The organism is Mesorhizobium sp. BR1-1-2 (assembly GCF_020165435.1).
GTDB lineage: Bacteria > Pseudomonadota > Alphaproteobacteria > Rhizobiales > Rhizobiaceae > Mesorhizobium.
Genome location: NZ_JAIUID010000008.1, coordinates 203,148 through 227,093 on the forward strand (window position 1 = coordinate 203,148; position 23,946 = coordinate 227,093).

21 protein-coding genes and 1 pseudogene are annotated in these 23,946 nt (G+C 65.2%); 6 read left to right on the top strand and 16 right to left on the bottom strand.

The window, feature by feature from the left end:
• Positions 1–68: 68 nt before the first annotated feature.
• The 7 genes from LB551_RS19975 to LB551_RS20005 form a co-directional block, all read right to left on the bottom strand.
• Positions 69–668, bottom strand: a complete 600-nt coding sequence (locus LB551_RS19975) for a VOC family protein (protein WP_224660222.1) — start codon at positions 666–668, stop codon at positions 69–71.
• An 80-nt stretch (positions 669–748) separates the two neighbouring features.
• Complete coding sequence (locus LB551_RS19980) at positions 749–1,585, bottom strand: ATP-binding cassette domain-containing protein (protein WP_224660223.1); 837 nt, start codon at positions 1,583–1,585, stop codon at positions 749–751.
• Positions 1,578–2,456, bottom strand: a complete 879-nt coding sequence (locus LB551_RS19985; RefSeq protein WP_224660224.1) for an ABC transporter ATP-binding protein — start codon at positions 2,454–2,456, stop codon at positions 1,578–1,580. The genes LB551_RS19980 and LB551_RS19985 overlap by 8 nt, the downstream gene beginning before the upstream one ends.
• Positions 2,453–3,301, bottom strand: a complete 849-nt coding sequence (locus LB551_RS19990) for an ABC transporter permease (RefSeq protein WP_224660225.1) — start codon at positions 3,299–3,301, stop codon at positions 2,453–2,455. Before LB551_RS19990 ends, LB551_RS19985 begins: the two co-directional genes overlap by 4 nt.
• Positions 3,294–4,301, bottom strand: coding sequence for an ABC transporter permease (locus tag LB551_RS19995; RefSeq protein ID WP_224660226.1), 1,008 nt, complete (start codon positions 4,299–4,301; stop codon positions 3,294–3,296). The genes LB551_RS19990 and LB551_RS19995 overlap by 8 nt, the downstream gene beginning before the upstream one ends.
• A 218-nt stretch (positions 4,302–4,519) precedes the next feature.
• The gene (locus tag LB551_RS20000) at positions 4,520–6,049 is read right to left on the bottom strand and encodes an ABC transporter substrate-binding protein (RefSeq protein WP_140550156.1); all 1,530 of its coding nucleotides are present in this window, start codon (positions 6,047–6,049) and stop codon (positions 4,520–4,522) included.
• A gap of 111 nt (positions 6,050–6,160) precedes the next feature.
• Positions 6,161–7,735: a phytoene desaturase family protein gene (locus LB551_RS20005; protein WP_224660227.1), complete on the bottom strand. Its 1,575-nt coding sequence runs from the start codon at positions 7,733–7,735 to the stop codon at positions 6,161–6,163.
• Positions 7,736–7,854: 119 nt separating this feature from the next.
• Here LB551_RS20005 and LB551_RS20010 point away from each other — a divergent pair, with 119 nt between their 5' ends.
• From LB551_RS20010 to LB551_RS20030, 5 genes are all read left to right on the top strand, one after another.
• Positions 7,855–8,646, top strand: a complete 792-nt coding sequence (locus LB551_RS20010; RefSeq protein WP_140550154.1) for a cyclase family protein — start codon at positions 7,855–7,857, stop codon at positions 8,644–8,646.
• A gap of 305 nt (positions 8,647–8,951) precedes the next feature.
• A complete protein-coding gene (locus LB551_RS20015) occupies positions 8,952–10,523 on the top strand; it encodes a phytoene desaturase family protein (RefSeq protein ID WP_224660228.1) in 1,572 nt (523 codons plus the stop codon).
• Complete coding sequence (locus tag LB551_RS20020) at positions 10,523–11,005, top strand: MarR family winged helix-turn-helix transcriptional regulator (protein ID WP_140550152.1); 483 nt, start codon at positions 10,523–10,525, stop codon at positions 11,003–11,005. Before LB551_RS20015 ends, LB551_RS20020 begins: the two co-directional genes overlap by 1 nt.
• A gap of 45 nt (positions 11,006–11,050) precedes the next feature.
• The gene (locus LB551_RS20025) at positions 11,051–13,204 is read left to right on the top strand and encodes an indolepyruvate ferredoxin oxidoreductase subunit alpha (RefSeq protein ID WP_224660229.1); all 2,154 of its coding nucleotides are present in this window, start codon (positions 11,051–11,053) and stop codon (positions 13,202–13,204) included.
• The gene (locus LB551_RS20030) at positions 13,197–14,780 is read left to right on the top strand and encodes an indolepyruvate oxidoreductase subunit beta family protein (protein ID WP_224624904.1); all 1,584 of its coding nucleotides are present in this window, start codon (positions 13,197–13,199) and stop codon (positions 14,778–14,780) included. Before LB551_RS20025 ends, LB551_RS20030 begins: the two co-directional genes overlap by 8 nt.
• Before the next feature lie 15 nt (positions 14,781–14,795).
• Here LB551_RS20030 and LB551_RS20035 read toward each other — a convergent pair whose 3' ends face one another.
• The 9 genes and pseudogenes from LB551_RS20035 to LB551_RS20075 all read right to left on the bottom strand — a co-directional run bounded on the left by LB551_RS20035 (position 14,796) and on the right by LB551_RS20075 (position 22,287).
• On the bottom strand, positions 14,796–16,535 hold the full coding sequence (locus tag LB551_RS20035; RefSeq protein WP_224660230.1) for a sulfatase-like hydrolase/transferase: 1,740 nt from the start codon (positions 16,533–16,535) through the stop codon (positions 14,796–14,798).
• Between the two features lie 94 nt (positions 16,536–16,629).
• Entirely contained in the window at positions 16,630–17,868 is a 1,239-nt protein-coding gene (locus LB551_RS20040) for a DUF1501 domain-containing protein (RefSeq protein ID WP_224660231.1), read from the bottom strand.
• A 28-nt stretch (positions 17,869–17,896) separates the two neighbouring features.
• Positions 17,897–19,308: pseudogene (locus LB551_RS20045) on the bottom strand (DUF1800 domain-containing protein).
• Positions 19,309–19,459: 151 nt separating this feature from the next.
• Positions 19,460–19,753 (bottom strand): GCG_CRPN prefix-to-repeats domain-containing protein, encoded by a 294-nt coding sequence (locus LB551_RS20050; RefSeq protein WP_224660232.1) that lies wholly within the window; start codon positions 19,751–19,753, stop codon positions 19,460–19,462.
• A 106-nt stretch (positions 19,754–19,859) separates the two neighbouring features.
• Complete coding sequence (locus LB551_RS20055) at positions 19,860–20,309, bottom strand: periplasmic heavy metal sensor (protein WP_224660233.1); 450 nt, start codon at positions 20,307–20,309, stop codon at positions 19,860–19,862.
• Entirely contained in the window at positions 20,306–20,758 is a 453-nt protein-coding gene (locus LB551_RS20060) for a hypothetical protein (RefSeq protein ID WP_224660234.1), read from the bottom strand. Before LB551_RS20060 ends, LB551_RS20055 begins: the two co-directional genes overlap by 4 nt.
• Before the next feature lie 131 nt (positions 20,759–20,889).
• Positions 20,890–21,432: an RNA polymerase sigma factor gene (locus tag LB551_RS20065; protein WP_224660235.1), complete on the bottom strand. Its 543-nt coding sequence runs from the start codon at positions 21,430–21,432 to the stop codon at positions 20,890–20,892.
• Positions 21,433–21,476: 44 nt separating this feature from the next.
• Positions 21,477–21,920: an EF-hand domain-containing protein gene (locus LB551_RS20070; RefSeq protein ID WP_224660236.1), complete on the bottom strand. Its 444-nt coding sequence runs from the start codon at positions 21,918–21,920 to the stop codon at positions 21,477–21,479.
• Positions 21,921–22,098: 178 nt separating this feature from the next.
• Positions 22,099–22,287: a YodC family protein gene (locus tag LB551_RS20075; RefSeq protein WP_140550142.1), complete on the bottom strand. Its 189-nt coding sequence runs from the start codon at positions 22,285–22,287 to the stop codon at positions 22,099–22,101.
• 533 nt (positions 22,288–22,820) lie between these two features.
• Here LB551_RS20075 and LB551_RS20080 point away from each other — a divergent pair.
• Positions 22,821–23,642 (top strand): membrane-anchored protein, encoded by an 822-nt coding sequence (locus LB551_RS20080; protein WP_224624913.1) that lies wholly within the window; start codon positions 22,821–22,823, stop codon positions 23,640–23,642.
• Positions 23,643–23,946 lie beyond the last annotated feature (304 nt).

A 23,946-nucleotide genomic window follows, 5' to 3' on the forward strand; every position in this document is an offset into this window, starting at 1 on the left:
ACCGAAATGATTATGCGAAATAGCGGGCCACGCGCTCGCGCATCACCGCGAGCGCGCGGGCCCGTGGGTCACTTTTCCGGGTTCTTCGGGCTCCACAGCACCGTTTCGGCACCCTTCTCGTAAGCCATGCCGTCGGGATAGCTGATCGCCTCCAGTTGCAATCCCCAGGGCGCCTGGAAGTAGAGGATGGTCTGGCCGGCAGCCGGTCCTTCCTTGACCGGCAGCGGCCCCAACCTGGTCTTGACGCCCTTAGCCTCGAGATAGGCTTTCGCCGCCGCGACGTCGTCGACATAGAAGGCGATGTGAAAACCGCCAATGTCGCTGTTCTTCGGTGTCAGGTCCTTCTGGTCCGGCGCGGTGTATTTGAACAGCTCTATGTTCGAGCCATAGCCGCAGCGAACCATGGTGACCTGCTCGATGACAGCCTTCGGATCGACGCCGAGAAGATCCTGCATGAAGGTGCCTTTGTCGTCGGCGAACGGGCCGAACGACATCGCCTTCTTGCAGCCGACCACGTCGGTGAAGAAGTCGACCGCCTGCTTCATGTCGGGAACCGTGATGCCGGTGTGGTCGTGCCCGCGCATGCCGGGGATCGAGCTGGCTGCCGCCATACCGGTGCTGCCGAGGATGGCGGCAGCGAGCGCGGCATTTCGAATTATTGTCTTCATGTCAGTTTCTCCTCCATTTGGCGGGGATTTGTCATTGGCCGGCCGCACATCCGAGCCCGCTTTTCGGCGTGCGTATGTATTCATGTCGGAACCTTGGCGGCGGCAGGAATGTCCAGCCACCCCTCGTCGATTTCGGGCAGCGGGATGGCCGCGATCAGGTGGCGCGTGTAGTTCTGTCGGGGATTTTCGAACAGGGCGTCCGTTGCGCTCGCTTCGACGATCCTGCCTTCGCGCATGACGATGACCTGCCGGCACAGCCGGCGGATGACCGACAGATCGTGGCTGATGAAGGCGACCGTCAGCCCCATCTCCGCCGCCAGTTTCTCCAGAAGGGTGAGGATCTGCGCCTGCGTCGAGACGTCGAGGCCGGAGACGATCTCGTCGGCCAGCACGAATTTCGGCGACAGCGCCAGGGCGCGCGCTATGCCGACGCGCTGGCGCTGGCCGCCTGACAGTTCGTGGCGGTAGCGGCCGGCGAAGCTCTGCGGCAGGCCGACGCGCTGCAATGCCTCGGCCACGCGGTCCCTGAGATTGTCGGCAAGCCCGTTCTGCTTCAGCGGCGCGGCGATGATGCTGGCAATGGTGCGACGCGGGTTGAGCGACGACATCGGATCCTGGAAGATCATCTGCAGATCGCGGCGCAGCGGCCGCAACTCCGCCTCCGGCAGATGCGTGATGTCGCGGTCCTCGAAACTGATGCTGCCGGCGCTGGGCTCCAGCAGTCGCACCAGGGCACGGCCGAGCGTCGACTTGCCGGATCCGGACTCGCCGACGATGCCGGTCACCGATCCCCTGGGCAGGTCGAAGTCTAGGCCTTTTAGGATTTCCGCCAGCGGCGCGCGGCCGATCAGCGGCTTGCGCGTCATGTCGGGCAGCGCAATCTTCAGGCCGCGCACGGAAAGCAGCGGCTCAACCATGCGGCCGCCTCCAGGATTGATCGACGGCGGCGATCTCGGCAGCAAGCCCGGCCAGCACTGCCTCGTCGACCGGCTTTAGCGAGGCGAAGGGATCGGTGTAGCGCGGCGTGGCGGCCATCAGCGCCCGCGTATAGGGGTGCTGCGGTGCCGCGAAGAGGGTAGCTGTCTCGGCCTCTTCCACCACCTTGCCGGCATAGAGCACAGAGACCTTCTGGCTGATCTTGGCGACGACGCCGAGATCGTGGGTGACGAACAGGATTGCCGTGCCGTGCTCGCGCTGCAATGCAGCGATGAGCCGCAGGATCTGCTTCTGCACGGTGACGTCGAGCGCCGTGGTCGGCTCGTCGGCGACGATCAGCCGGGGCTCGGCGGCGAAGGCTGCGGCGATCAGCACGCGCTGGCGCATGCCGCCGGAAAGCTCGTGCGGATAGCTTTTCAGTACCCGGTCGGGGTCACGGATCTGCACCTCGTCCAGCAATTGCCGGATGCGGGTTTCGGCCCTCCCGCCGCTCCAGCCCAGGATGCGCACCAGCCGGTCGGTCATCTGCGGGCCGATGCGGCGCGACGGGTTGAGCGCGGTCAGCGGATCCTGCGGGATGAGTGCGGTGCGCGCGCCGATCAGCGTGCGCCGTGCCTTCGGGGTGAGCTTGCCGAGGTCTTCGCCCTCGAGCTGCATATCGCCCTCGACGACACGCACGCTCGACGGCAAGACGCCAAGCACCGCCTTGCCGATCATCGTCTTGCCGGCGCCGCTTTCACCGACCAGTGCGCGGACTTCGCCGGGCTGCACGGCAAGCGACACCGAGCGCAGCACGCGCTGGCCGTTCGGCAGCACGGCGCTCAACTCCTTGATGTCGAGACAGGCGCTCATCGCAGCACCGGATCGAAACGCGTCTTCAGCGCTTCGCCGAACTGGCTGAACGACAGCACGGTCAGGATCAGCGTGATCAGCGGGAATACCAGCACCCACCAGGCCTGGTGGATCGACAGCCGGCCCTCGGCGATGATGCCGCCCCAGGTCGGGTCGTCGGTCGAGATCGACAGGTTGACGAAGGACAGGATCGCCTCGACGATGACGGCGATGCCCATTTCCAGCGACAGCAGCGCCACGATCGACGGCACCACATTGGGCAGCACTTCGCGCAGCATGATGCCGATGCGGCCATAGCCGGCGATGCGGGCGTTCTCGACATAGTCCATGCGCGACTGACCCATCGCCTCGGCGCGGATCACCCGGCAGAAACGCGTCCAGTCGATGATGGCGATGGCGAGGATGACGGAGCTGAGGCCCGTCCCCAGCACCGCGACCAGCAGGATGGCGAACAGCACCGGCGGGAAGGCCATCCAGACATCGACGATGCGCGAGATGATGCGGTCGGCCCAGCCGCCGAAATAGCCGGCGATCAGCCCAAGGGTCGAGCCGACCAGGCAGGCGGCGACGGCGGCGGCGAAGGCAACGATGAAGGCGATGCGCCCGCCGAAGATCAGGCGTGACAAGAGATCCCGCCCGAGGCTGTCGGTGCCCAGCCAATAGCCGGGCTCGGCGCCATCGAGCCAGAACGGCGGCAGCCGTTCCAGCATCAGATCCTGCGCCAACGGATCCTGTGGCGCGACCAGCGGCGCCAGGATGGCCGCCACCAGCGCCAGCAGCAGCCAGCCGCCGGCCAGCCAAAGCTTGGCGCTTGAGCCGTGTCTCGAGATGCGGCCGTCATCCATGGCGCAGCCTCGGATTGAGCAGCGCATACATCACGTCCACCGCGAGATTGATCAGCACGAACAGCAGCGCGAAGACCAGCACGATGCCCTGGATCAGCGGCAGGTCGCGGTTGATGACGGCGTCGATCGCCATGTTGCCGAGGCCTTCATAGGAAAACAGCCGCTCGACGATGACCGTGCCGCCGATCAGGAAGGTGAACTGCACGCCGACCAGCGTCAGCGTCGGCAGTGCGGCATTCTTCAGCGCCTCGCGCAGGATGACCTGCGTTTCCGAAAAACCCTTCACCCGCGCAAGCACGACATAGTCGAGGTCGAGCACTTCCTTCAGCGACTGTTTCAACAACTGCGAGATGATCGCCGCCAGCGGCAATGCCAACGCCACTGCCGGCATAAGCATGTGCTTCAGGAGGTCCCATGTGAGATCGAGGCGCAGCCGAAGCAAGCTTTCGAACAGATAGAACTGGCTGACGAAGGGCAGGTCTAGCTGCGGCGAGACCCGCCCGGAAATGTCGAAGATCGGCACCAGCACCCCGAACAGCAGGATCAGCACCAGGCCCCAGAGGAAGTCGGGAATGGAAAGTGCCGCCCCGCTGGCGATGTCGATGCCGGCTTCGACCGCCGTGCCTCGTTCGCGGGCGCCGAGGATGGCCGTCGTCCCCCCGATAGCCACCGCCATGACAAGTGCGACGATGGCAAGCTCCAGCGTCGCCGGCAGCCGGTTGAAGACCAGTCCCAGCACATCCTGGCGCAGCGAGATCGAGGTGCCGAAATCGCCCCTGACGACGCCGGACAGCCAGATGAAGAACTGCTCGATGATCGTCTTGTCGAGGCCGTAGAGCGCCCGCAGCCGAGCGATGTCGGCATCGGTCGCGCCGGGCGGCAGCATCATGGCGATCGGATCGCCGGGCGCGATGCGGATCACGACGAAGACGACGACGGCCACGCCGAACAGCGTGATCAGCATCGTCAAAAGACGGATCAGGAATCGTTGCAGGAGCATTCTAGCGTAGGCCTACGCATTCCATTGACTGTTGGAGTGAAACAGCCCCCTCATCCGGCCCTTCGGGCCACCTTCTCCCCGAGAGGAGAAGAGACTGGCTCAGCCGTGCGCGACCTCTTCTCCCCCTGGGGAGAAGGTGGCCGCGAAGCGGCCGGATAAGGGGGCTGCGACGTTGGAGGAGGCACGCCGTATCGCGACAGCGTGCCTCCCGCCACAAATCAAGCCGGGGTCATCAGGGCCGGCAACAGCGCGCCGGACACGTGCTGGACGACGTTGACGCCCTTGGCATGCACGATCGGCTGCGCGTACTGCATCAGCGGCAGCACATAGGCCTGCTCGGCGATGTATTTGTCGACCGCCTTCCAGCCGGCGATGCGCTTGGCCTCATCCTTCTCGCCCCACAGCGGGTTGATCATGTCGATCAGGTCCTGGCTGTCCCACACCGAGTGCGGGCTCGGCCCATACATGGCGAAACCGGTCGAGGTGGTCGGGTCGCCGATGGCATTGCCCCAGTTGTAGAAGGCCGCCGGCGCCAGCTTGTCGGCGGCGCGCAGTTCGTAGTGCTTGGCGATCTCGTAGACCTCGATCGTCGCCTCGATGCCGACCTTGCGCCACATGCCGACGATCGCCTGGATCATCTCATAGTCCTTGGGCTTGAAGCCCTTGGTCGTCTGGATGGTGAACTTGACCGGCTTCTCCGGCGAGTAGCCGGAAGCGGCCAGCAATTCCTTGGCCTTTTCCGGATTGTGCTCGACCTTGATCGAGGCATCGTAGGCCGCGTATTCCGGCGTTTCCAGCGTGGCGAGCGGCTGGCCGTAGCCGCGCAGCAGCCGCTTGACCAGAAGCTCCTTGTCGACCGCCATGACGGCTGCCTGGCGCACGTTCTTGTCCAGCATCGCCTCGATGTCGTTGAAGAAGATCATGCCGATGTCGGAAACATTCTTGATCGAGCCGGCAAGGCCGTCCTTGGCGATCAGGCGGTCATACTCCTCATAGGGGATCTCGAGCGTCACCTGCGAGGAGCCGGATTCGATCTCGGCGACACGGCTCGCCGCGTCGGTGACGAATTTGATCGTCACATTCTCGAAGGCCGGCTTGCCGCCCCAGTATTTCGGATTGGCCTTGAGCCGCAGGAAGGCGTTGCGTTCGAACTTCTCGACCATGTAGGGGCCGGTGCCGATCGGAGCCTTTTCGAAGCCTTCGGCGCCGACCTTCTCGTAATAGGCCTTCGGCATGATGTAGCCGGTGAGGAACGACATCCACTTGAAATAGACCGGGTCGAACTGCACGACATCGCCCGTGATCTTGTTGCCGTCGATCTTGAAGTTGTTGACGTTCTTCCACACGAACTGGATCGGGTTGCCGGTCTTCTCATCGCCCGCCCGCTGCAGCGACCAGACCACGTCCTCGGGCGTGAACGGCGAGCCGTCATGCCAGGTCACGCCTTCGCGGACCGTCATCATGATCTTGGTGCGGTCGTCGTTCCAGCCCCATTCGGTGAGCAGGCCCGGCGCGAAGGACAGGTCCGGCTTCTGCGGGATGAACTGGTCGAACACCGACTGGTAGAGGCCCTGGATGGTCGGATTGACCGCCGAAGGTCCGGTGGTCGGATCCCAGGACGGCAGGTTGACATTGTAGGCGATGGTCAGTTCGCCGGCGGCCGCCCTGGCGACCTTCGGCAGGCCGATGGCAGTGGCTCCCAGTGCGGCGGCACCGTATCCGAGCAATTCGCGTCTGTTGATTGTCATGGTCGTTCCCCTTGTTGGTTTTCTGTTTTCTGCGCGTGGCTTCATTGTCTGATCAGTGGGTTTGCTGGGCAACCGCGCCTCGCCTTGCTTCACCCCAATCCGTTTCGGCTCCTACCTCCCGCCAAGCTGTTGCGCGAGCATGAAGCCCGAGGCGGCACCCGTTCCGGCGCCCGGCCAGGTCGCGGCACCGGTGAGATGCAGATTGGCCACCGGCGTGTTCCAGCCGGCGTAGCCGCGTGCCGGGCGAAAAAGGAAGTTCTGCGCCAGGTGGTGGCTGCCGCAAAGCTGGTCGCCGCCGACGAGGTTCGGGTTCTCGCGCTCGAGGTCGATGGGCGAGAACACGGCCTGGCCAAGGATCTTGGCTCGCAGGCCGGGCGCGTAGGTCTCGATGATGTCGAGCACGCGCCCGGCATAGCGATCCTTGACCTGATCCCAATGCACGGGCGCGATCTTGCCGGCGGCATCGCCGAGGATTTCTGCCGGCAACATGCGCACTTGCACCCACAGAACATGCTTGCCTTGAGGCGCGCGCGACGGATCGACCGCCGTCGGTTGGCCGACGACCAGCACCGGCTCGTCCGGCAGCATGCCGGCCATCGCCTGCTGATAGGTGCGCGACATGGCGTCCAGCGACGGTGACAGATGCACATAGGCGAACTGCCGTAACTCGGCGCCGGCGCGCCAGTCCGGCAGGTCGTCCAGCGCCAGATGGATCATCATGGTGCCCGGCGCGTGGCGGAATTTCTGCATCGCCGTGTCGAAGCCAGCGTCGCCGGAACCGTTGGGCAAAAGCGTGCCGGCCAATGCCTTGGGTGCAACGCCGGCAATGACCGCCCTTGTGGCCGTGTGCGTCTCACCGGACGCGAGCCGCACACCCGTCGCCTTGCCGGCCGAAACCGTGATTTCGGCTACCTCGGCGTTGGTGAAGATCTTGCCGCCGGCTGCCGTGACCATGCCCGACAAGGCACGGATGATGGTGTCTGCGCCGCCCTTGCCCAGCACCATGCCGAAGCTCTGGTTGGCCATCGATTCCAGATAAGGGAACACGGCGCCGCCGGCGATGTCGGGCGCAAAGTCGAGATGCATGCCCCAGGTGGCGAGCGTCGCCCGCACATGGGGCGACTCGAAAGTCTCCTCCAGCCACGCGCGAGGCGATGACAGCAGCAGGCGCCCAGTGTCGAGCGCCCCGGCAAGGCCCTTCTTGCGCCACAGCTTCCACGCCGTGCCGGCAAGCGCGCGGGCGCCCATCGGCGATCCCAAGAGGCGGAACAGATGCTCGGCCTCCGCCGGGAAGGCGGCGACCAGCTTGCGCCATGTGGCGGCGTCGGCGGCGGAGAAGGCAGCCATACGCGAGGCCGTTTTTTCCAGATCGTTGCTGACGCCGAACCAGCGTCCGTCCGGGAAGGCGCTGGCGAAACAGTCGGCGACCGGCGCGAACTCCAACCCGTGGGCTTTCAATTCATTTGCATATTTCCGGTGGAAGGCCGAGCCGGCGAACAGGCTCAGATTCATCGCGCCGAAATCGTGGCGGAACCCCGGCAGCGTGAATTCGCGGGTCTGGACGGCGCCGCCGATCGTTGCGCTGCACTCGAAAACCGCGGTTTTCCAGCCTTTGAGCGCCAGATGCGCGGCGCAAGCCAGACTGTTGTGGCCCGCCCCGACAAAGATGGCGTCGAACTCGCTCACGCCCCGCACCCATTTCCTTTATGCTTAAAGATAATTGCAGATGCATATGTTTTCGTCTAGTAGGATATTAAGGGCCGAGACGAGCCTTCAGCACCATCAGACAAGAGGGAACAGAGACCATGGACACGCAAAAACTCCTCGGCGAGGTCGCCGGCCAGCTTCTTTCAGGCGCCATCAAGGTGGTCGACCTGTCGGCGCCGCTGGGTCCCGACACGCCGCTGATCAAACTGCCGCCCGAACTCGCCGTCGACACGCCGAAGGTCGAGATCCATAACATCTCCCGTTACGACAAGAATGGTCCCTGGTGGGCCTGGAACTGGCTGAAGCTCGGCGAGCATTCCGGCACGCATTTCGACGCGCCGCAGCACTGGATCAGCGGCAAGGATTATCCCGACGGCGCCACCGACACCATTCCGGCGCAGAACTTCATCGGTCCGGTGAATGTCATCGACTGCTCGAAGGAAGCCGCCGCAGACCATGATTTCCTGCTCACCGTCGACCACATCAAGGCGTGGGAAGCCAAGCATGGCGCCATCAAATCAGGCGAATGGGTGGTGATGCGCACCGACTGGTACAAGCGCAACGGCTCGGAAGCCGAATTCCTCAACGCCAACGAGACCGGCCCGCACACGCCCGGCCCCACGGCGGAAGCAATCCAGTTCCTGATCAGCAAGGACATCAAGGGCTGGGGCTCGGAGACGATCGGCACCGATGCCGGCAAGGCCGGCGGCATGGAGCCGCCATTCCCGGCCCACACGCTGATGCACAAGGCCAACCGCTACGGCCTGGCCAGCCTGTGCAATCTCGACCAATTGCCGCCGAAGGGCGCCATCCTGATCGCCGCGCCGCTCAAGATCGAGCACGGCACCGGCAGCCCGATCCGCGCACTGGCGCTGGTGCCGGGCAAATAGGGCGAAGTGGATCTTCGGGAGAAGATCATGGGCGCGGGCGATGATGCAGTGACGAGGTGGGAGAAGGGCAACGCTGGAGCTCTACGGCGCCCCCCTCTGTCCTGCCGGACATCTCCCCCACGAGGGGGGAGATTGGCTGGCGGCTTAGTCTTCGATACTCGCCGACGTTGCAGAACGAGCGGGGCATCAATGACGGCCGATCTCCCCCCTCGTGGGGGAGATGTCCGGCAGGACAGAGGGGGGCGCGACGGAACTCGACATCGCGTGTTTGAACCCTACCCTCGGCCGGCCGGGGGCAGCCACTCATGAACGCCCCCGACCACATCATCGTCGGCAGTGGCATCAACGCGCTGGTCTGCGCGGCGATGCTGGGCGGCAAGGGCGCCAAGGTGCTCGTGCTCGAGCGCAACGACCGCATCGGCGGCTGCATGCGCACCGAGGAAATCACCGCGCCCGGCTTCATCCATGATGTGATGGCGACGACCTTCGTGCTGTTCATCACCTCGCCGGCCTATGCGGCGCTGGGCAAGGACCTCGCCCGCCATGGCCTGGAATTCTGCCACACGACCACGCCGACCGGCGTGCTGCGCCCGGACGGCAGCCATGCGGTGCTCGGCACCGACCGCGCCGACAACATCGCCGCCTTCAATGCGATCGCGGCAGGCGACGGCGACCGGCATGCCGAGGACGTCGGCGGCATCGAGCGCAATGCCGGGCTGCTGTTCGGCCTGCTCGGCGGCAGCCTGTGGTCCTATCCGACAATGAAGCTGCTGGCCGGTGATGCCTGGCGGCGGAGTCCGCGCGGGCTGGCCGCCTTTCTCGGCGACGCGCTGGTGCCGGCGCGCGGATGGCTGGAAAGCACCTATCGGTCCGAGACCATTCGCGCGCTGTGGGCGCCTTGGGTGCTGCATGCCGGACTTGGGCCGGAAGATGCTTTCTCCGGCCAGATCGCCAAGGTCATCGCCTTCGCGCTGGAGGCTGCGGGCGCACCGGTCGTCAAGGGCGGGGCGAAGAACCTGCTGTCGGCCTTCGAGGCGCTCATCAAGGAGCGCGGCGGGGTCATCTCCACCAACGCCGACGTTGCCTCGATCATCCTGACCGAAGGTCGCGCTACCGGCGTGCGACTGGCCTCGGGCGAGACCGTTAATGCGAAGAAGAGCGTCATCTGCTCGGTCACGCCGACGCAGCTTTACGGCCGGCTGCTCGGCAACGACAGCCCCAGGGGTGACATCGAGGCGACGCAAAAATACCGCTACGGCAAAGGCAATTTCCAGATCCACTATGCCCTCGACAAGCCGCCGTCCTGGCGGGGCCAGGGGTTGGACAAGGTGGCGCTGCTGCATCTGACGCCTGGGTTGGACGGTGTGTCGAAGGCCTGCAACGAGGCGGTGCGGGGCATGCTGCCCCAAGTGCCGACCATCTGTGTCGGCCAGCCGCACGCGCTCGATCCCTCGCGTTGCCCGCAAGGCAAGGCGATCCTGTGGCTGCAACTGCCCGAGGCGCCCCGTCACATCAGGGGTGATGCCGCCGGCAAGCTGCAGGCGCCGGCGGACGGGCAATGGACCGACGGCCTGCGCGAGGCCTATGCCGATCGCGCCGAAGCGATCCTTGCCAGCCATATCGATGGCTTCAAGGACAGCGTCATCGCGCGCCGCGCCTATTCGCCGGCCGATCTCGAAGCGATGAACATCAACCTGGTCGGCGGCGACCCCTATGGCGGTTCCTCGACTATCGACCAGTCCTTCCTGTGGCGGCCGTTCAAGACCAGCCGCAACCACCAGACCGGCATCAAGAACCTCTATCACGTCGGCGCCTCTACCCATCCCGGCGCGGGCCTCGGCGGCGGCTCCGGCTTTCTCCTGGCGGGGAGACTGTGATGGAGCAAAAAATCGCGGAAAAGCGCCAGCGCATTTCGACCTTGGGTCAGATCGGCCTGCAGCAATTCGCGCCCTATCTGATGAACCGCATCATGGGCCGCTACAACGCCACCTTGCGCGACGATTTCCGCAAGCAGGGCCTGACCATTTCGCAGGTGCGGGCGCTTGCCGTGCTGTCGGTCACCGACGGCGTCACCGTCAACGACCTCTCGGTCTACACGGTGATCGAGCAGTCCACCTTGAGCCGCACGCTCGACACGCTTGAGGGGCAGGGGCTTGTGCGGCGCGAGCAGGGGGTTAGCGACAGTCGCATCCGCCATGTGTTCCTGACCGACGAAGGCCGCGCCGAGTTCACCCGCGCCTGGCCGGCCATGCATGACGCTTTCGAGGCCATGTTCGACGATGTCGACGACGCCGAATACGCTGCGCTGATCGCGACATTGCAGAAGATGCTGAAGAACATTCGCAAGCACGACATCTAGAGCTACGCGCCGCCGAAGCCGGGCGGCAACGGAAGGAGGCCAAAAATGGCCGAACGGTCTTTTGCCAAGGAAGTCGAAAAGCTGAGGCTCGGCGCCGGCGAAGAATTTGCCGGCGAAGGCATCCTCGCCATCACCAAGGCGCTGCTGCAATGCGGCGTCGGCTATGTCGGCGGCTACCAGGGTGCGCCGATCAGCCATCTGATGGACGTGCTGGCTGACGCGCAGGACATTCTGGGCGAACTCGGCGTGCATTTCGAGGCGAGCGCCTCGGAAGCCACCGCCACCGCCATGCTGGCTGCCTCGGTGCATTATCCGATCCGCGGCGCGGCGACCTTCAAGTCGACGGTCGGCACCAACGTCGCCTCCGATGCGCTCGCCAATCTGGCCTCCGGGGGCGTCACCGGCGGCGCGCTGATCATCGTCGGCGAGGACTATGGCGAGGGCTCCTCGATCATGCAGGAGCGCAGCCATGCCTTCGCCATGAAGAGCCAGGTCTGGCTGCTCGACCCGCGCCCGAACCTGCCCTCGATCGTCAAGGCGGTGGAGGACGGCTTCGAACTGTCCGAGATTTCCAACACGCCCGTCATGCTGCAGGTGCGCATCCGCTGCTGCCATGTCCACGGCCATTTCATCGCCAAGGACAACAAGCGGCCGCCGATGACGGTGGCCGATGCGCTTGCAGCGCCGCGCCGCGACACCGGCCGCATCGTGCTGCCGCCAGCTTCCTTCCTGCACGAGAAGGAGAAGGTCGCGAAGCGCTGGCCGGCGGCGGTGGATTTCATCAAGAGCCGCAAGATCAACGAGATCTTCGGTTCCGATCACGGCTCCATCGGCATCGTCATGCAGGGCGGCATGTACAATTCCGTCATCCGCGCTTTGCAGCGGCTCGGCCTTGCCGACACCTATGGCGGGACCGACGTGCCGCTCTACGTGCTCAATGCCGTGTATCCGTTGATCGACGACGAATTCCTGTCCTTCTGCGAAGGCAAGCAGGCGGTGCTGGTCGTCGAGGAAGGCCAGCCCAATTACATCGAGCAGGCCTTTGCCGCCATGCTGCACAAGGCCGGGCGTGGCACCCGCCTGGTCGGCAAGGAGCACCTGCCGATGGCCGGCGAATATACCGGGCAGGTCATGCTCGACGGCATCGGCGCCTTCCTGCGCGCCGAGGCGCCGCACCTACTGCCCGGCGAAGTGCGGGCGCCCAACAAGGTCGGCGAGGGCGTTGATACGGCGGACCTGATCAATGTCGTTCCAGGACGACCGCCCGGTTTTTGCATCGGCTGCCCGGAGCGGCCGATCTTTGCCGCGACAAAACTGGTCGAACAGGAACTCGGCAAGCACCACATCGCGTCCGACATCGGCTGCCATCTGTTCTCGATCATGCCGCCCTTCGAACTCGGCGCCACCACAATGGGCTATGGGCTCGGCCCGGCCTCGGCCTCGGCGTTCAATTCGCCCGATGCAAAACGCCGCTCGATCTCCTTCGTCGGCGATGGCGGCTTCTGGCACAACGGCCTGACCTCCTCGATCGGCAATGCGGTGTTCAACAAGAACGACGGCGTCATCGTCATCGTCGATAATTTCTACTCGGCCGCGACGGGAGGGCAGGACATCCTGTCGTCCCGCGCCGGCAACAAGACCAAGTCGACCAAGCATCCCATCACCGAGGCGGTGAAAGGCATGGGCGTCAAGTGGCTGCGCCATGTCGACCGCACCTATGATGTCGGCAAGATGCAGGACACGCTGCGTGAAGCGCTGACGACAGACGAGAAAGGGCCGAAGGTCATCGTCGCCTCGTCTGAATGCATGCTCAACCGCCAGCGCCGCGAAAAGCCTCTGGTCGACAAGGCGATCAAGGGTGGGACCCGCGTCGTCAAACCGAAGTTCGGCGTCGATGAGGATATCTGTACCGGCGACCATGCCTGCATGCGGCTGTCCGGCTGCCCGTCGCTGTCGGTGAAGTCGCTCGACGATCCGCTGCGCGACGATCCCGTCGCGAGCATCGACCAGAACTGCGTCGGCTGCGGCAATTGCGGCGAGGTCGCCGATGCGGCCGTGCTGTGCCCGTCCTTCTATCGCGCCGATGTCGTGCACAATCCGAGCCGCTGGGACCGCTTCCTCGAGAGCGCCCGGCGCGCTGTCATCGGCCTTTTGCAGCGTCGCCGCGAAGGCCGCCGCCTGGTGTTCGCCGATGCTTGATCACAACGCCTCACTGCGCCCGAAGACAGGCGCCGCCGACGATGAACGCGTTATCAAGCTTGCGGTGCTCGCCGTCGGCGGCCAGGGCGGCGGCGTGCTTGCCGACTGGATCACCGATGTCGCCGAGCGCAACGGTTACGTCGCGCAATCGACCTCGGTGGCCGGCGTCGCCCAGCGCACCGGCGCCACGATTTATTACGTCGAGATGGCCCGTGACACCGGCCGCCTGCCGGTCTTCGCGCTGTCGCCCTCGCAAGGCGACGTCGACATATTGATCGCCGCCGAACTGATGGAAGCCGGCCGCGCCATTATCCGCGGCTTCGTCACCCCCGAGCGCACGACGCTGATCACCTCTTCGCACCGCATCGCCGCCGTGTCGGAAAAGATCGAGCCCGGCGACGGCAGGGCGTCATCGTCGAAGGTGCACGCGACGGCGCAAGCCGCATCGAAGCGCTTCATCGCCTTCGACATGGAAAAGATCGCCGCCGACAACGGGTCGATGATCTCGGCCAGCCTGCTTGGCGCGCTGGCGGGCTCCGACGCCCTGCCGTTCACGCGCGAAAGCTACCAGGAGGCGATCGGCGCCGGCGGCCGCGGCGTCAAGGCCAGCCTCGCCGCCTTCGATGCCGCCTATGATCGCGCGCGCGGCACGGCGTCATCCGCTGCACCAAGACCGGTGAAAGCAGCTGTCGTCGGCTCCGCCCTTGCTGCCGGACAGGTGCGTGGCCCGCAAAACCTCCTGCAAGGCTGGCAGGCCCTGGCCGCCCGCATCGACGTGATGCCCGTGGCGGTGCGCGACATGGCGTTGCGCGGTCTGCGAAAGGTCGTGGACTATCAGGACATTGCCTATGGGCGCGAATATCTCGACCGCCTGGACAAAGCCGTCGTGCTGGATGGGCCTGATCGGGCCTATGCCCTCTCGATCGCCGCCGCCAAGCATCTGGCGAACGCCCTATGCTACGACGACATGATCCGGGTCGCCGATCTCAAAACGCGCTCGACCCGCGACAAACGCGTGCGCAAGGAGGTCGGCGTCAAGGATGGCTCGGTCCTGCAGGTGACCGAGTATTTCCATCCGCGCATCGAGGAGTTCTGCGGCACGCTGCCGGCGGCGCTGGGCAGCTACATCGAGAACCGGCCGAAGCTCGCCGCCTTCCTTGACCGTCGCATCAATCGCGGCCGGCGCATCCGTACCGATAGTTTTGCCGGCTTCACCGCGCTGTGGTTCATCGGCGGCCTGCGCCGCTGGCGCCGCCGGCTGCTGCGCCACAAGGTGGAAGCCGCGCATCTGGAGCGCTGGTACGCGCTGGCGCTGGGCCATGCGCGTGACGACTATGCGTTGGCCGTCGAGATCCTCAACTGCCGCCGGCTGATCAAGGGCTACAGCGACACCCATGTCCGTGCCCAGTCGAAATTCGACCGCGTGCTGTCGGCGCTCGACCTGCTCAAGGGGCGCGAAGATGCCGCCGACTGGATCCGCCGGCTGCGCGAGGCGGCGCTGAAGGACGAGAAGGGCGACATGCTCGATGGCGCCCTCAAGACGGTGGCGACGTTGGGGGCCGGGCCGACACGCTGAGGCCGCGTCGCGACGTCACTGTGTTTCGACTTGTGAATGAAGCGGCGCAGCTTGCGGGAAAAGATGCAGCAGTCCTGAATCGGCGCGGCGGCGCAGATGTGCATCCACCTCGGCCCGGTCAGCACAGCCATGGAACCTGCCGCCGCAATGGTCACGCAAACGCACCAGATCAGACATGAGGGGTGACATCGGCAGGCTGGCGGCATCGAGCAGGCTTGCGCTGAGAAAGGCAATATCGAGCGACGCCATATCAGGCATCGGATGACGCAGTGGATGATGGAAGGTCGTGAGGGTGTAGAAGGTGCGATAGGCGAGCGAGTCAAGCTTGGCCAGCGCGTCACTGCCTGCGGTCGCATCGACAAATGGTTTTGTCGCCGAGGACTGGTGGTCGCCAAATTCGAGCACCACGGCGCCGCGCGTGCCGGCCTCCGCTTCCCGCTGCTTGAGAAAATCCTGAAAGTCGCCGCGCGCGATCGCCATGCGGCGCAGATATTCGCCGGCCTGGAAATCGTCCGCGAAGGGCTCGCCTTCCATCTTCAATCCCGGCTCCATCCGCCCCTCATAGGGCGAGTGCGGAAACATGGTCTGGATTTCGAGGAACAGTGGCCGGCCGTCTTCCCGGCGGTGCCTGCCGATGAATGCCTCCGCCGCCTGATAATAGAAACTGTCGCGCAGATGGTAGAAGGGCGCGGCGATATCCCTGATGTCGAGGACGTTCTCGAACCCGATCGACTTCAAAAAAGGTCCCTCGTTGACGAAGGTAAAGTCCATCGGCGTCATGACGGCCGTTCGATAGCCGCAGCGCGCCAGCAACTCCGGCAATGCTCCGGCGACCTTATCCTGTAGCGTGATCGTCAGATAGGGACTTCGCCAGCCGAAGTCGGTGGCCGAAACCCCGGTCATCAACGACAAATTGCTGATCCAGGTGCCGCCGCCGAACGTCTCGACCTGCATCGGGTGAGGCTCGCCGGCGGCAGGTGCAAATCGCTGCAGGAATCCCGCGCCACTGGCGATCTGCGGAAAATAGCTTGGATCGGACTGGCTTTCGCTCAACACGAAGAAAATATCGGGAAGCGCTGCCCGGTCGCCGCAGTCGACCGTGTCGGCGAAGGGTGGCTGTGGCGCGACGGCCTGCAGCCGCTTCTCGAACGCCGGCTCGACGACCAGGTTGCGCAGATCCATCAGTGAGATGAAGAAGGCCGACATGTGCCGGCCCTGCATATAGTAGAAGTACCGGTCCTTCGAAGCCTCGGCTGGAAAGGTCAGCGGCACCAGTGTGACGAGGACGGCCAGAAGCAGGGCGCGCGCCGATGCGGGCCAGCCAAGCTTCCGGTCGGCGCGAAAGATCAGGATCGCTGCGGCGATGCCAAGTACCAATGCCGCGGCGACAGGCAGGATGAGGTGGAGATAGGAGCCGAGCAGGAAGCGATACACTCCCGGATCCGTTGACACGAAGATCGTGTCGTAGAAGTGCAGCGAGAATCCCTTCATCCGGAATTTCACCGCCGAGATCAGCGTCACCAGGGCAACGGCCATCCAGGCAAGATAGACGGAAAAGGCGAGGCGCCCCGATGTCAGGAACACGGCTCCCGCGAGCGCCGCCACCAATGTCAGCGAGAACGGCACCGACAGCCATTCATGCTCGGCCCGGCCGGCACCAAAAACGCCCGCAAGGCTGATCAGCACCAACGCCAGCGGATGGCAGAAGCCCCGCAAAGGCCCTTGAAGCCGAGATATTGCTTTCCCCACGAACATGTCTGTGCGTTCCTTTTGGGGAGCTTTGTGTCATTTGCCGCTTTCGAACAATTTCATAGTAAATTTAACCTTAATCGCCGTATGCAACGGGAATTCAGACGACCAGATCGCGCATCGGCTTCACCGCCGCGGACCCCGGGAACACCTTGTCGCCGAGCACCGCTGCCGAAAGCCCGAACTGGTCGGCGAGCAGGCCTTTCAGCAGCGCCCTGACATCGCTGGTCGGCGCCAGATCGCGCTGTTCGTAGAGCTGGGCTGGCTTCAGGCCCGGCCAGTCGGCTATGACGCGGCCGCCCTTGATCGCGCCGCCGGCGAGCAGCACCACCGTGCCGGTGCCGTGATCGGTGCCGATGGTGCCGTTGATGCGGGCGGTGCGGCCGAACTCGGTGACCGCGACGATCGCCGTGTCCTTCCAGCGCTCGCCGAGGCCTGTCTCGAATTCCTCGAAGGCGCCGTCGAGGCCGCCGAGCAGGGAGGCGAGCCGGCCCGTCGCGCCGCCTTCGTTGACATGCGTGTCCCAGCCGTCGAAGGCAAGTGCTGCGACACGAGGCCCGTCGTCGGCGCTCATCAGCCTGGCCGCGCCCTTTGCCGCCTGCCGAATGCCGGCCGCGCTGTCGAGGCCGGCATGTGGCCTCATCGCCTTGGCGCCCATCTGTCCCTCGAGCGCCATGCGCTCGGCATCGAGCCCCTTTTGCAGAGCCACCGCCAGGACCGGGTCGCGATGCCGATAGAGATCGAGCACCCGTGCGGCGAGGCCGTCGCCGGGCGGAGGCAGGGATTGCGGCGCCCAGCCGAGCACCGGCGCCGCTCCGCGCATCACAAGCGGCGTCGACGGCCCGACGGCCAGCCCGCCGAGCGTTGCCACGCGCTCGCCCGGCGGCAGGCTCGCCAGCGCCCGGTTGAGCCAGCCGGTGGCGACATGGCCGGGGCCGGCATAGCCGCTTTCCAGCACATCCTGGCCGTCGAAATGCGACCGGTCGCGATAGGCGGTCGCGGCCGCGTGCACGACCGCCGCCTGCTTGTTCCCGAACAGCCGCGCGAACACCGGCATGGCCGGGTTGAGCGCAAAGAAGCCGTCGAGCGGCAGCGCCGCGTGCGGACCGGCGAGCGACAGCGCGATGTCGCCGTGCAGCCCGGCATAATCGGGATCACCGACCGGCCCGACCGTCGAAAGCCCGTCCAGCGCGCCGCGCAGGACGATGACGATGAGGCGCGGGTCGCGATTGTCGGCGGCACGGGCAAAGCGGGGCAGATAGGCCCAGGCAAACAGGGCGCCGCTTGCCTTCAGCATGGAGCGACGGGAAGGGTGAGGCACTTCGCACAGCAGGGTCATGGCATTGTCTCCGCCGGGATCATTTTCCCTATCTTCGCTGAAATTCGGGCGCCATCAGCAGCAGCGCCAGCCCTTGCTGCCTGGACTCGGCGCGGGCGACCGCGTGCCGCGTATCCGGCGAGGCGGAGGGGCCGATGATCGCGTCGAGCATGTCGTTGGGGTTGCCGATCTCCTTGATCTGGCGGGCCGCCTGCCAGGCGATGTCGAGCCGGGTCTTCATGCCCGCTGCCGATGCCCAACTGTCCGCCCGGTCGGGAAAGCCGTTCGGCCCCGGCGGCTGCCACAGCGGCTCGCCCAGCGCGGCGAGCCAGCCAAGCGATTGGCCGGGATCGCTCGCCGGGCCTGGGCCGGCCGCCCTTCTGACGGCGACGACGTAATCAAACGGCGAGCGCATCTTGGCCAGTGGCGTCGACCAGGCCTCCGGCATGTCGATGAGGCCGAGGCCAGCGCCCGCAGATCGCCGTCGCGCTTGGCGAAGACCGTGGCGAGGCGGGCGACCGCAGCCTGCGGGGGATCGTCCGATATGAAATGGCGGGCGAGCTTGGCGGCGATATGCTGCGCCGTCGCCGGATGCCGGGCGATATCGTTGAGCGCGGCCTCGGCCTGGCCCATGCCGCCGGCCGGATAGGTCTTGCCGAGCAGCATCGCATCGCCGGGCTCATGCGCATTGGCGTTGAAGACGAAATTGCCGGGTTCGCCCAGCCGTCCTTCCCGCCCGGCCATGGTCCAGCCGGTAAGGATGCGCGCGAAGCTGGTGACGTCCGCCTGGGTGTAGCCGCCGCCGACGCCGAGCGTGTGCAGTTCGAGGATTTCGCGGGCGAGGTTCTCGTTGAGGCCACGCTTGCGGTTCCTGCCGGCGCGCGAATCCGGACCGACCGATTGCTGGTTGTCGAGATAGAACAGCATCGCCGGGTGACGCTCCACCGCGAGAAGCATGTCGGCGAAGCGGCCAAGCACGAAAGGGCGGATGGCTTCGCGCTCGAAGGCGCCGGCGCTGGCCCGCACGATGGCGCCCTTCGCCGCCGAGACGCAGAAATGGTTCGACCAGAAATAGACCAGGCGTTCGATGAAACCGGCCTCGGCCCGCAAGGCCTTGTCGAAGCGTGCCTGTGCTTCGGCCCGGAACAGCGTGCCCTCGCTGCGCGGCATGGCGGGTTTGGCCGGAACCGCGGGCGATGCTGCCGGGGCGCCATCCACCGCCGCCATCCGCTTTCGGTCCAGCTTGCGCTGGAGATTTTCCGCCATGCTCGCCTGGATGGCGAACGTGCTGCCCTTGAGATCCGCATAGACCGGATCGTCGAGCGAAATCAGGGCGATGTCGGGCCGTCTGAGTTCCGCCTTGAGATAGCCGCGCGGATCGCCGAGCAGCATGTCTCGATCGCCCGGCCGCGCCCCAAGCCCGAAGCGGTTGAACGCCACCAGGGCGGCATCTGGCGGCATGGAGCCTTTGGCCGGGATAGCCACGTCAGCTCTCCTTGTTCAGGCCCAGCGCGGCGCATCAACCCGTTTTCGGCGCGATGCGCTCAGGTCGGATCGGCTGCTGCGGTTGAGCGGGCCGGTCGGTGAAGCGCGCCCGGCCCGCCTACACTTATCAGTGATGCCAGCGGTGCCAGACCCGATGTGGGTGCCAGACACGATGCGGGTGCCAGACGTGGAATACTGGCCCGGGCCGGTAATAACGCGGGTACACCACCACCCGGTTAGGCACGCAGCGCCCCCAGCGATTGGGATGCCAGCCGGGGCCGCAACCCCACGCCACATGCTCGATCAGCGCCGGGGCGTTTGGCTGGGCCATCATCGGCGTGGCGGATGCCGCCGCAACCGTTGCGGCCGTTCCTGTCAAGGCAAGCGCGGCGGCGGCCGCGTATTGTGTCAGACGGTTCATGACGATACTCCAATGGTCTCGAAGCTGAAAACCTGTTCGTACCATGCGGTCCGGCAGGTGTGCCCTTCTTGCCTTAAACGGCGGCTTCGGCGCATTCCGTCGGTGCTTATGGCGATTTTTTTGCCGCCGGCGGCAACCCCGCGCGTCTTGTCAGCCCCTCCGCCAGCACGCCGCGATCCTCGGCGGAACTCGCCGCGGCGAACTCGACGATGCGCTGTTCCAGCCGCGCGCGCATGGTGACATCGGCGTTGCGGGCCCGCTCGAGCGCAGCTGTCAGGGCTGCCGTGTCGAGGGTGGGCTGACGCAGCAGGTCGGCGGCCTCGCGCCTGGCCTGCTGGCCGTCGAGAATGACCTGGCGGGATTCGCGCCGGACCTCACGCAGCGCCTTGCGGAATATCCTGCGTTCCTGGTCCGGAAGCCGGCCTCCGGCCGCTTCCAGCGAATAGCCCTGGCCCGCTTTGCCGCTTCTCAGCCAGACGGCCCCGCCGGCAAGGGCTCCGGCCAGGAAGACGTTGAGCGCCACGGACGCGATGAGGAGCTTGCGGCCCGTGCTCATAGGTTTTCCTCGATCGTGTCGCCGTCGGGACCGGCATCGCCGAACGCCGTCGCATTGGCGTCCAGCACATACTGATCGGGCTGAACCTGGGGAGTGGCGACGATCACCAAAGCCGATCCGGCAACCGCGCCGGCCAGGCCGATGCCGGCAAGTCCGAGCCCCAGCCACCACAGACGCTGGCGCCAGCGTTGGGCAAGATGACCGTCGGCAGCCCTCAGTATGCCGCCGTGCAGCGCCCTGCCGGGCGCTTCGACGCGATAGCTGTCAAGAAGGGCGTCGAGCTTGCCGGCGTCCCTCAGAATGGCCGCGCCCGTGACGCTTGCGGCAAGGGTGCTGCCCGCCGCGCGTTCGGCCTGTGGCCATCGCCGCAAATCGCCGCCATAGGCTGCCGCCAGCGCGGCAAAGCGTTCGGCATCCATCGTCGGTGCGTCCCTGGATCGGTCAGACATCGGTCTTTCCCTTGCCTGTTGGCCCTTTGCCCGCTGGCATCGCGTGCCCGCACGGCGGGGCGATTATCGGAGCCGGCCGCCAGGCGGTGTCGGCAAGGCGCGAACGCTGCGCCTTCATGCCGGCGCGGTTCTCATTCATGGACACCGTCCCTGGCCAGGATCGCCTGCAGCGCCCTGCGGCCGCGCGAAAGCAGGCTCTCCAGGGCATCGACGCTGATCTCCAGGGTCGTGGCCGCCTCGATGTTCGACATGCCCTGATAGTAGACCAGGATGATGGCTTCGCGCTGGCGCGGCGCGATGGCTTGCAAGGCATGTTCGACGCGCTGCGTGTCTTCCCGCGGCTGGGCATCCGGAAGCGGCGCCGGGTCTGTCACCTCGGGCAAATCGTCTGTCACCCATTCGCGGCGGCGGCGCAGCCGGTCGTAGCAAAGGTTCAGCGTCACCCGGTGGATCCAGCTGTCGAAACGGGCATTGCCGCGCCGCCAGCTCGAAGCATGGCGCCAGATTCGGACGAAAGTCTCCTGCGCGACATCCTCGGCCTCCGCCGCGTCGCCCAGCATGCGCACGGCAAGCGCCAGGATACGCGGCAGTTTGCGCGCGACGAGCGTTTGCACGGCCGCCGGATCGCCGGCGCCGACACGGCGAACCAGCTCCTCGTCCGGATCCGCGCTCATCGGCTGGCGCACTCCTGATGGTCATCGCGTGCCATTACCCCCGTTCATTGCTCCGCCTTGGGAGCGGTTTTGTGGCCTGGCATTTCGTCGACGCTCAGAACGCCGTCGCCGTTCTTGTCCAGCCTGGCAAAGCGCTTGGCGAAGAGGGCATCGAGTTCGGCGCGGTCGATGAAGCCGTCATGGTTCGAGTCCGCGCGCGCGAAGGACTGTGTCGGGTCGCCCTTGGTGCCGCGCTTTGCCTGGAAGGCCTCCCATTCCAGCAGGCTGATCTTGCCGTCGCCATCCGTGTCGGCGGCCATGATCGCCTTCTCGCGCCGCTTCTGGAACTTGGCCAGCGTGATGTCGGGCCTGGTCTTTGACGTGGCTGGCGCGGCAGCGGGGGGCGGTGCAGAAGGTGGCGTCGCGGCCGGAGGCTTTGTCGCCGTCTGGGCGAACGCCGTGGCGGTCAGCAGGCTCAAGGCAGCGGCAAGGATCGAACGGCGTATCATGCTGGCGTCTCCGGTTGGCGCGCTGCCACGTTGTGCCGTTGGCGACGCTTCTCCCGTTAAACGCAGCGGCGGGAAAAATCCGTCGGTGACTTTTGTGCCGGCGGGCGAATGCCGCAACAATGCGCCCGATCGGGCGCTGCTTGCGCCATATTCGAACCCTTCAGCCGAAGGGCAGGAATTATGTCGATTGGTCCGCCATCACCAACTGGTCCGGCTTGAAGCCGGCATGCTGCGGGGTCCACACATCGCCCTCGCGATTGAACCAATGGCACATATATGTGCCGGAGGCGGCACCGTCGCTTATCGTCATCTTCGGGCCTCCGGACTTCAGCTTGACGACGTCTCCGGTCTTGAAACTGTTGGGCATTTTGGCCTCCCATGCTGACGCCGGGAGTTTCACATCAAACCTCGGTCTCGACAATGGCGGATGCGTTCGGCCAGCATCGCGATCCACAGTACCAGGCGGCGTTTTGGGGCCCGGTCGGGTTGTAGACCCGGCGGCATATGCAGCAATGTGTCTTGCCGTTGGTTGTCGAAATTGGATGTTGAATTTTCCGTTCGGCTGGCCGAGATTGGCATCTGCCGAGTATTGAGCGCGGCAATCGCTTCTGCGATGCTGCGGATCCGGCACTGTGAGTTTCGAACGGGATCTTATTGCGCCGTGATCAGAAGCAACAAACAAAAGCAACCCGTATGCATCCTGATTCCGAATACAGTAGAGTTGCGACATTGACTGAAAGAGACTTGAAGCGCTGGGGGAAAGGCGAGGGGTTCCCATCAGAGCGCCGGAGGAAATGATTCGTCGCGTCATGGTTGCTGCCTGTCCCAACGATCAGGCCGCTGATCAACGAGGGCTGGCAGGCGAGTACATGCCCGGGAAGCATTGAGAGGAGGACAGTTTTGGCGAAGGCCAAGGGGATCGCTCTGGAGATTGCAGAGCATAGCGCAGCGAATCCCGATGCACAGAAGCCGCTGCGCAAGCGCTTGTTCGACCACCCGCTTCTCGTGGTTAAGCGGAAACTGTTATATCGCCTGCTGCACCCCCAGGCGCCACGGCACCCTGTGCCGCTTACAAAGCCGGTCCTCGTCGTGGGCTCCGCGCCGGTCTCAAACCCGCCGGTGGGTTTTCAGCGCGATGCTTTCACACTCTTTACCGTGAATGGCTCGCAGACCGTCACGGCCCGCTGGGGGATGGGGACCCCTGACGCAACATTTCTTTACGTCAACCAGCTTGACGCGACCAAGCCGAACGCTTTGGCCGTGCGCGCCGTCTTGACCGGCCAGGAAACCGATCTGCTCTGGATTGTGCGCGCACACCGCACGATGGAGGAATTGCGCTGCAACATCGCGGCCTTCAACTACCGCTGCCGCGACCTGCGTACGATGACCCGTCACCAGCGCATGGCGCTCTACGAAGCAGTGATGGGTGTGCCCAATTTCGAGATGCATCTGGAGGAGAAGTTTTCGACCGGGATCACAGCGGTCCTTTACGCCTTGCATAACGGCGCGCCGGCCGTGATCATCACGGGTATTGACCCGGGTTCGCACGGCCATGTGTACAACAAGCTGAACATCGACCGGATGCACGTCGGCTCCGACCGTGCCACCCTGCTAGCGCTGTTGGCGCTCGGTTTCCCCCTTTATACGAGCGATCCGCATGTGGCGGACTCACTCGGTCTGCCACTCTGGACGGGCCAGGCCAGGAGATGTGAGGTCCAATGACAACGGTCGATGTGGCTTGCTGGTGAGCTGTCTGAAATGTGAGTGCGACGATCTGATGGACAGCTCCGTCGTGAAGAGGCGCGATGCGGTGGCTGGCTCTTGTCGCGCAAAACACCATCCACACCTTTCGAGATGAAACGGTCCTGGCAACCAGACGCACGGCATTGGCGAATGTGCTTCTGGTCTTCCGCGTGCAGTGCTGCCATGCTAGATTCGTGTAAATTCACATCAGATTGTAGAACTGCCACATGATACCAATCTACATTGGCTATGATCCGCGCGAATCCCGAGTTCTAGACGTGGC

What these genes read in the sequence shown, in the direction of transcription:
- LB551_RS19975 (WP_224660222.1), bottom strand. Translation starts at nt 668, where the DNA reads ATGAAGACAATAATTCGAAATGCCGCGCTCGCTGCCGCCATCCTCGGC.
- LB551_RS19980 (WP_224660223.1), bottom strand. Translation starts at nt 1,585, where the DNA reads ATGGTTGAGCCGCTGCTTTCCGTGCGCGGCCTGAAGATTGCGCTGCCC.
- LB551_RS19985 (WP_224660224.1), bottom strand. Translation starts at nt 2,456, where the DNA reads ATGAGCGCCTGTCTCGACATCAAGGAGTTGAGCGCCGTGCTGCCGAAC.
- LB551_RS19990 (WP_224660225.1), bottom strand. Translation starts at nt 3,301, where the DNA reads ATGGATGACGGCCGCATCTCGAGACACGGCTCAAGCGCCAAGCTTTGG.
- LB551_RS19995 (WP_224660226.1), bottom strand. Translation starts at nt 4,301, where the DNA reads ATGCTCCTGCAACGATTCCTGATCCGTCTTTTGACGATGCTGATCACG.
- LB551_RS20000 (WP_140550156.1), bottom strand. Translation starts at nt 6,049, where the DNA reads ATGACAATCAACAGACGCGAATTGCTCGGATACGGTGCCGCCGCACTG.
- LB551_RS20010 (WP_140550154.1), top strand. Translation starts at nt 7,855, where the DNA reads ATGGACACGCAAAAACTCCTCGGCGAGGTCGCCGGCCAGCTTCTTTCA.
- LB551_RS20015 (WP_224660228.1), top strand. Translation starts at nt 8,952, where the DNA reads ATGAACGCCCCCGACCACATCATCGTCGGCAGTGGCATCAACGCGCTG.
- LB551_RS20020 (WP_140550152.1), top strand. Translation starts at nt 10,523, where the DNA reads ATGGAGCAAAAAATCGCGGAAAAGCGCCAGCGCATTTCGACCTTGGGT.
- LB551_RS20025 (WP_224660229.1), top strand. Translation starts at nt 11,051, where the DNA reads ATGGCCGAACGGTCTTTTGCCAAGGAAGTCGAAAAGCTGAGGCTCGGC.
- LB551_RS20030 (WP_224624904.1), top strand. Translation starts at nt 13,197, where the DNA reads ATGCTTGATCACAACGCCTCACTGCGCCCGAAGACAGGCGCCGCCGAC.
- LB551_RS20035 (WP_224660230.1), bottom strand. Translation starts at nt 16,535, where the DNA reads ATGTTCGTGGGGAAAGCAATATCTCGGCTTCAAGGGCCTTTGCGGGGC.
- LB551_RS20040 (WP_224660231.1), bottom strand. Translation starts at nt 17,868, where the DNA reads ATGACCCTGCTGTGCGAAGTGCCTCACCCTTCCCGTCGCTCCATGCTG.
- LB551_RS20050 (WP_224660232.1), bottom strand. Translation starts at nt 19,753, where the DNA reads ATGAACCGTCTGACACAATACGCGGCCGCCGCCGCGCTTGCCTTGACA.
- LB551_RS20055 (WP_224660233.1), bottom strand. Translation starts at nt 20,309, where the DNA reads ATGAGCACGGGCCGCAAGCTCCTCATCGCGTCCGTGGCGCTCAACGTC.
- LB551_RS20060 (WP_224660234.1), bottom strand. Translation starts at nt 20,758, where the DNA reads ATGTCTGACCGATCCAGGGACGCACCGACGATGGATGCCGAACGCTTT.
- LB551_RS20065 (WP_224660235.1), bottom strand. Translation starts at nt 21,432, where the DNA reads ATGAGCGCGGATCCGGACGAGGAGCTGGTTCGCCGTGTCGGCGCCGGC.
- LB551_RS20070 (WP_224660236.1), bottom strand. Translation starts at nt 21,920, where the DNA reads ATGATACGCCGTTCGATCCTTGCCGCTGCCTTGAGCCTGCTGACCGCC.
- LB551_RS20075 (WP_140550142.1), bottom strand. Translation starts at nt 22,287, where the DNA reads ATGCCCAACAGTTTCAAGACCGGAGACGTCGTCAAGCTGAAGTCCGGA.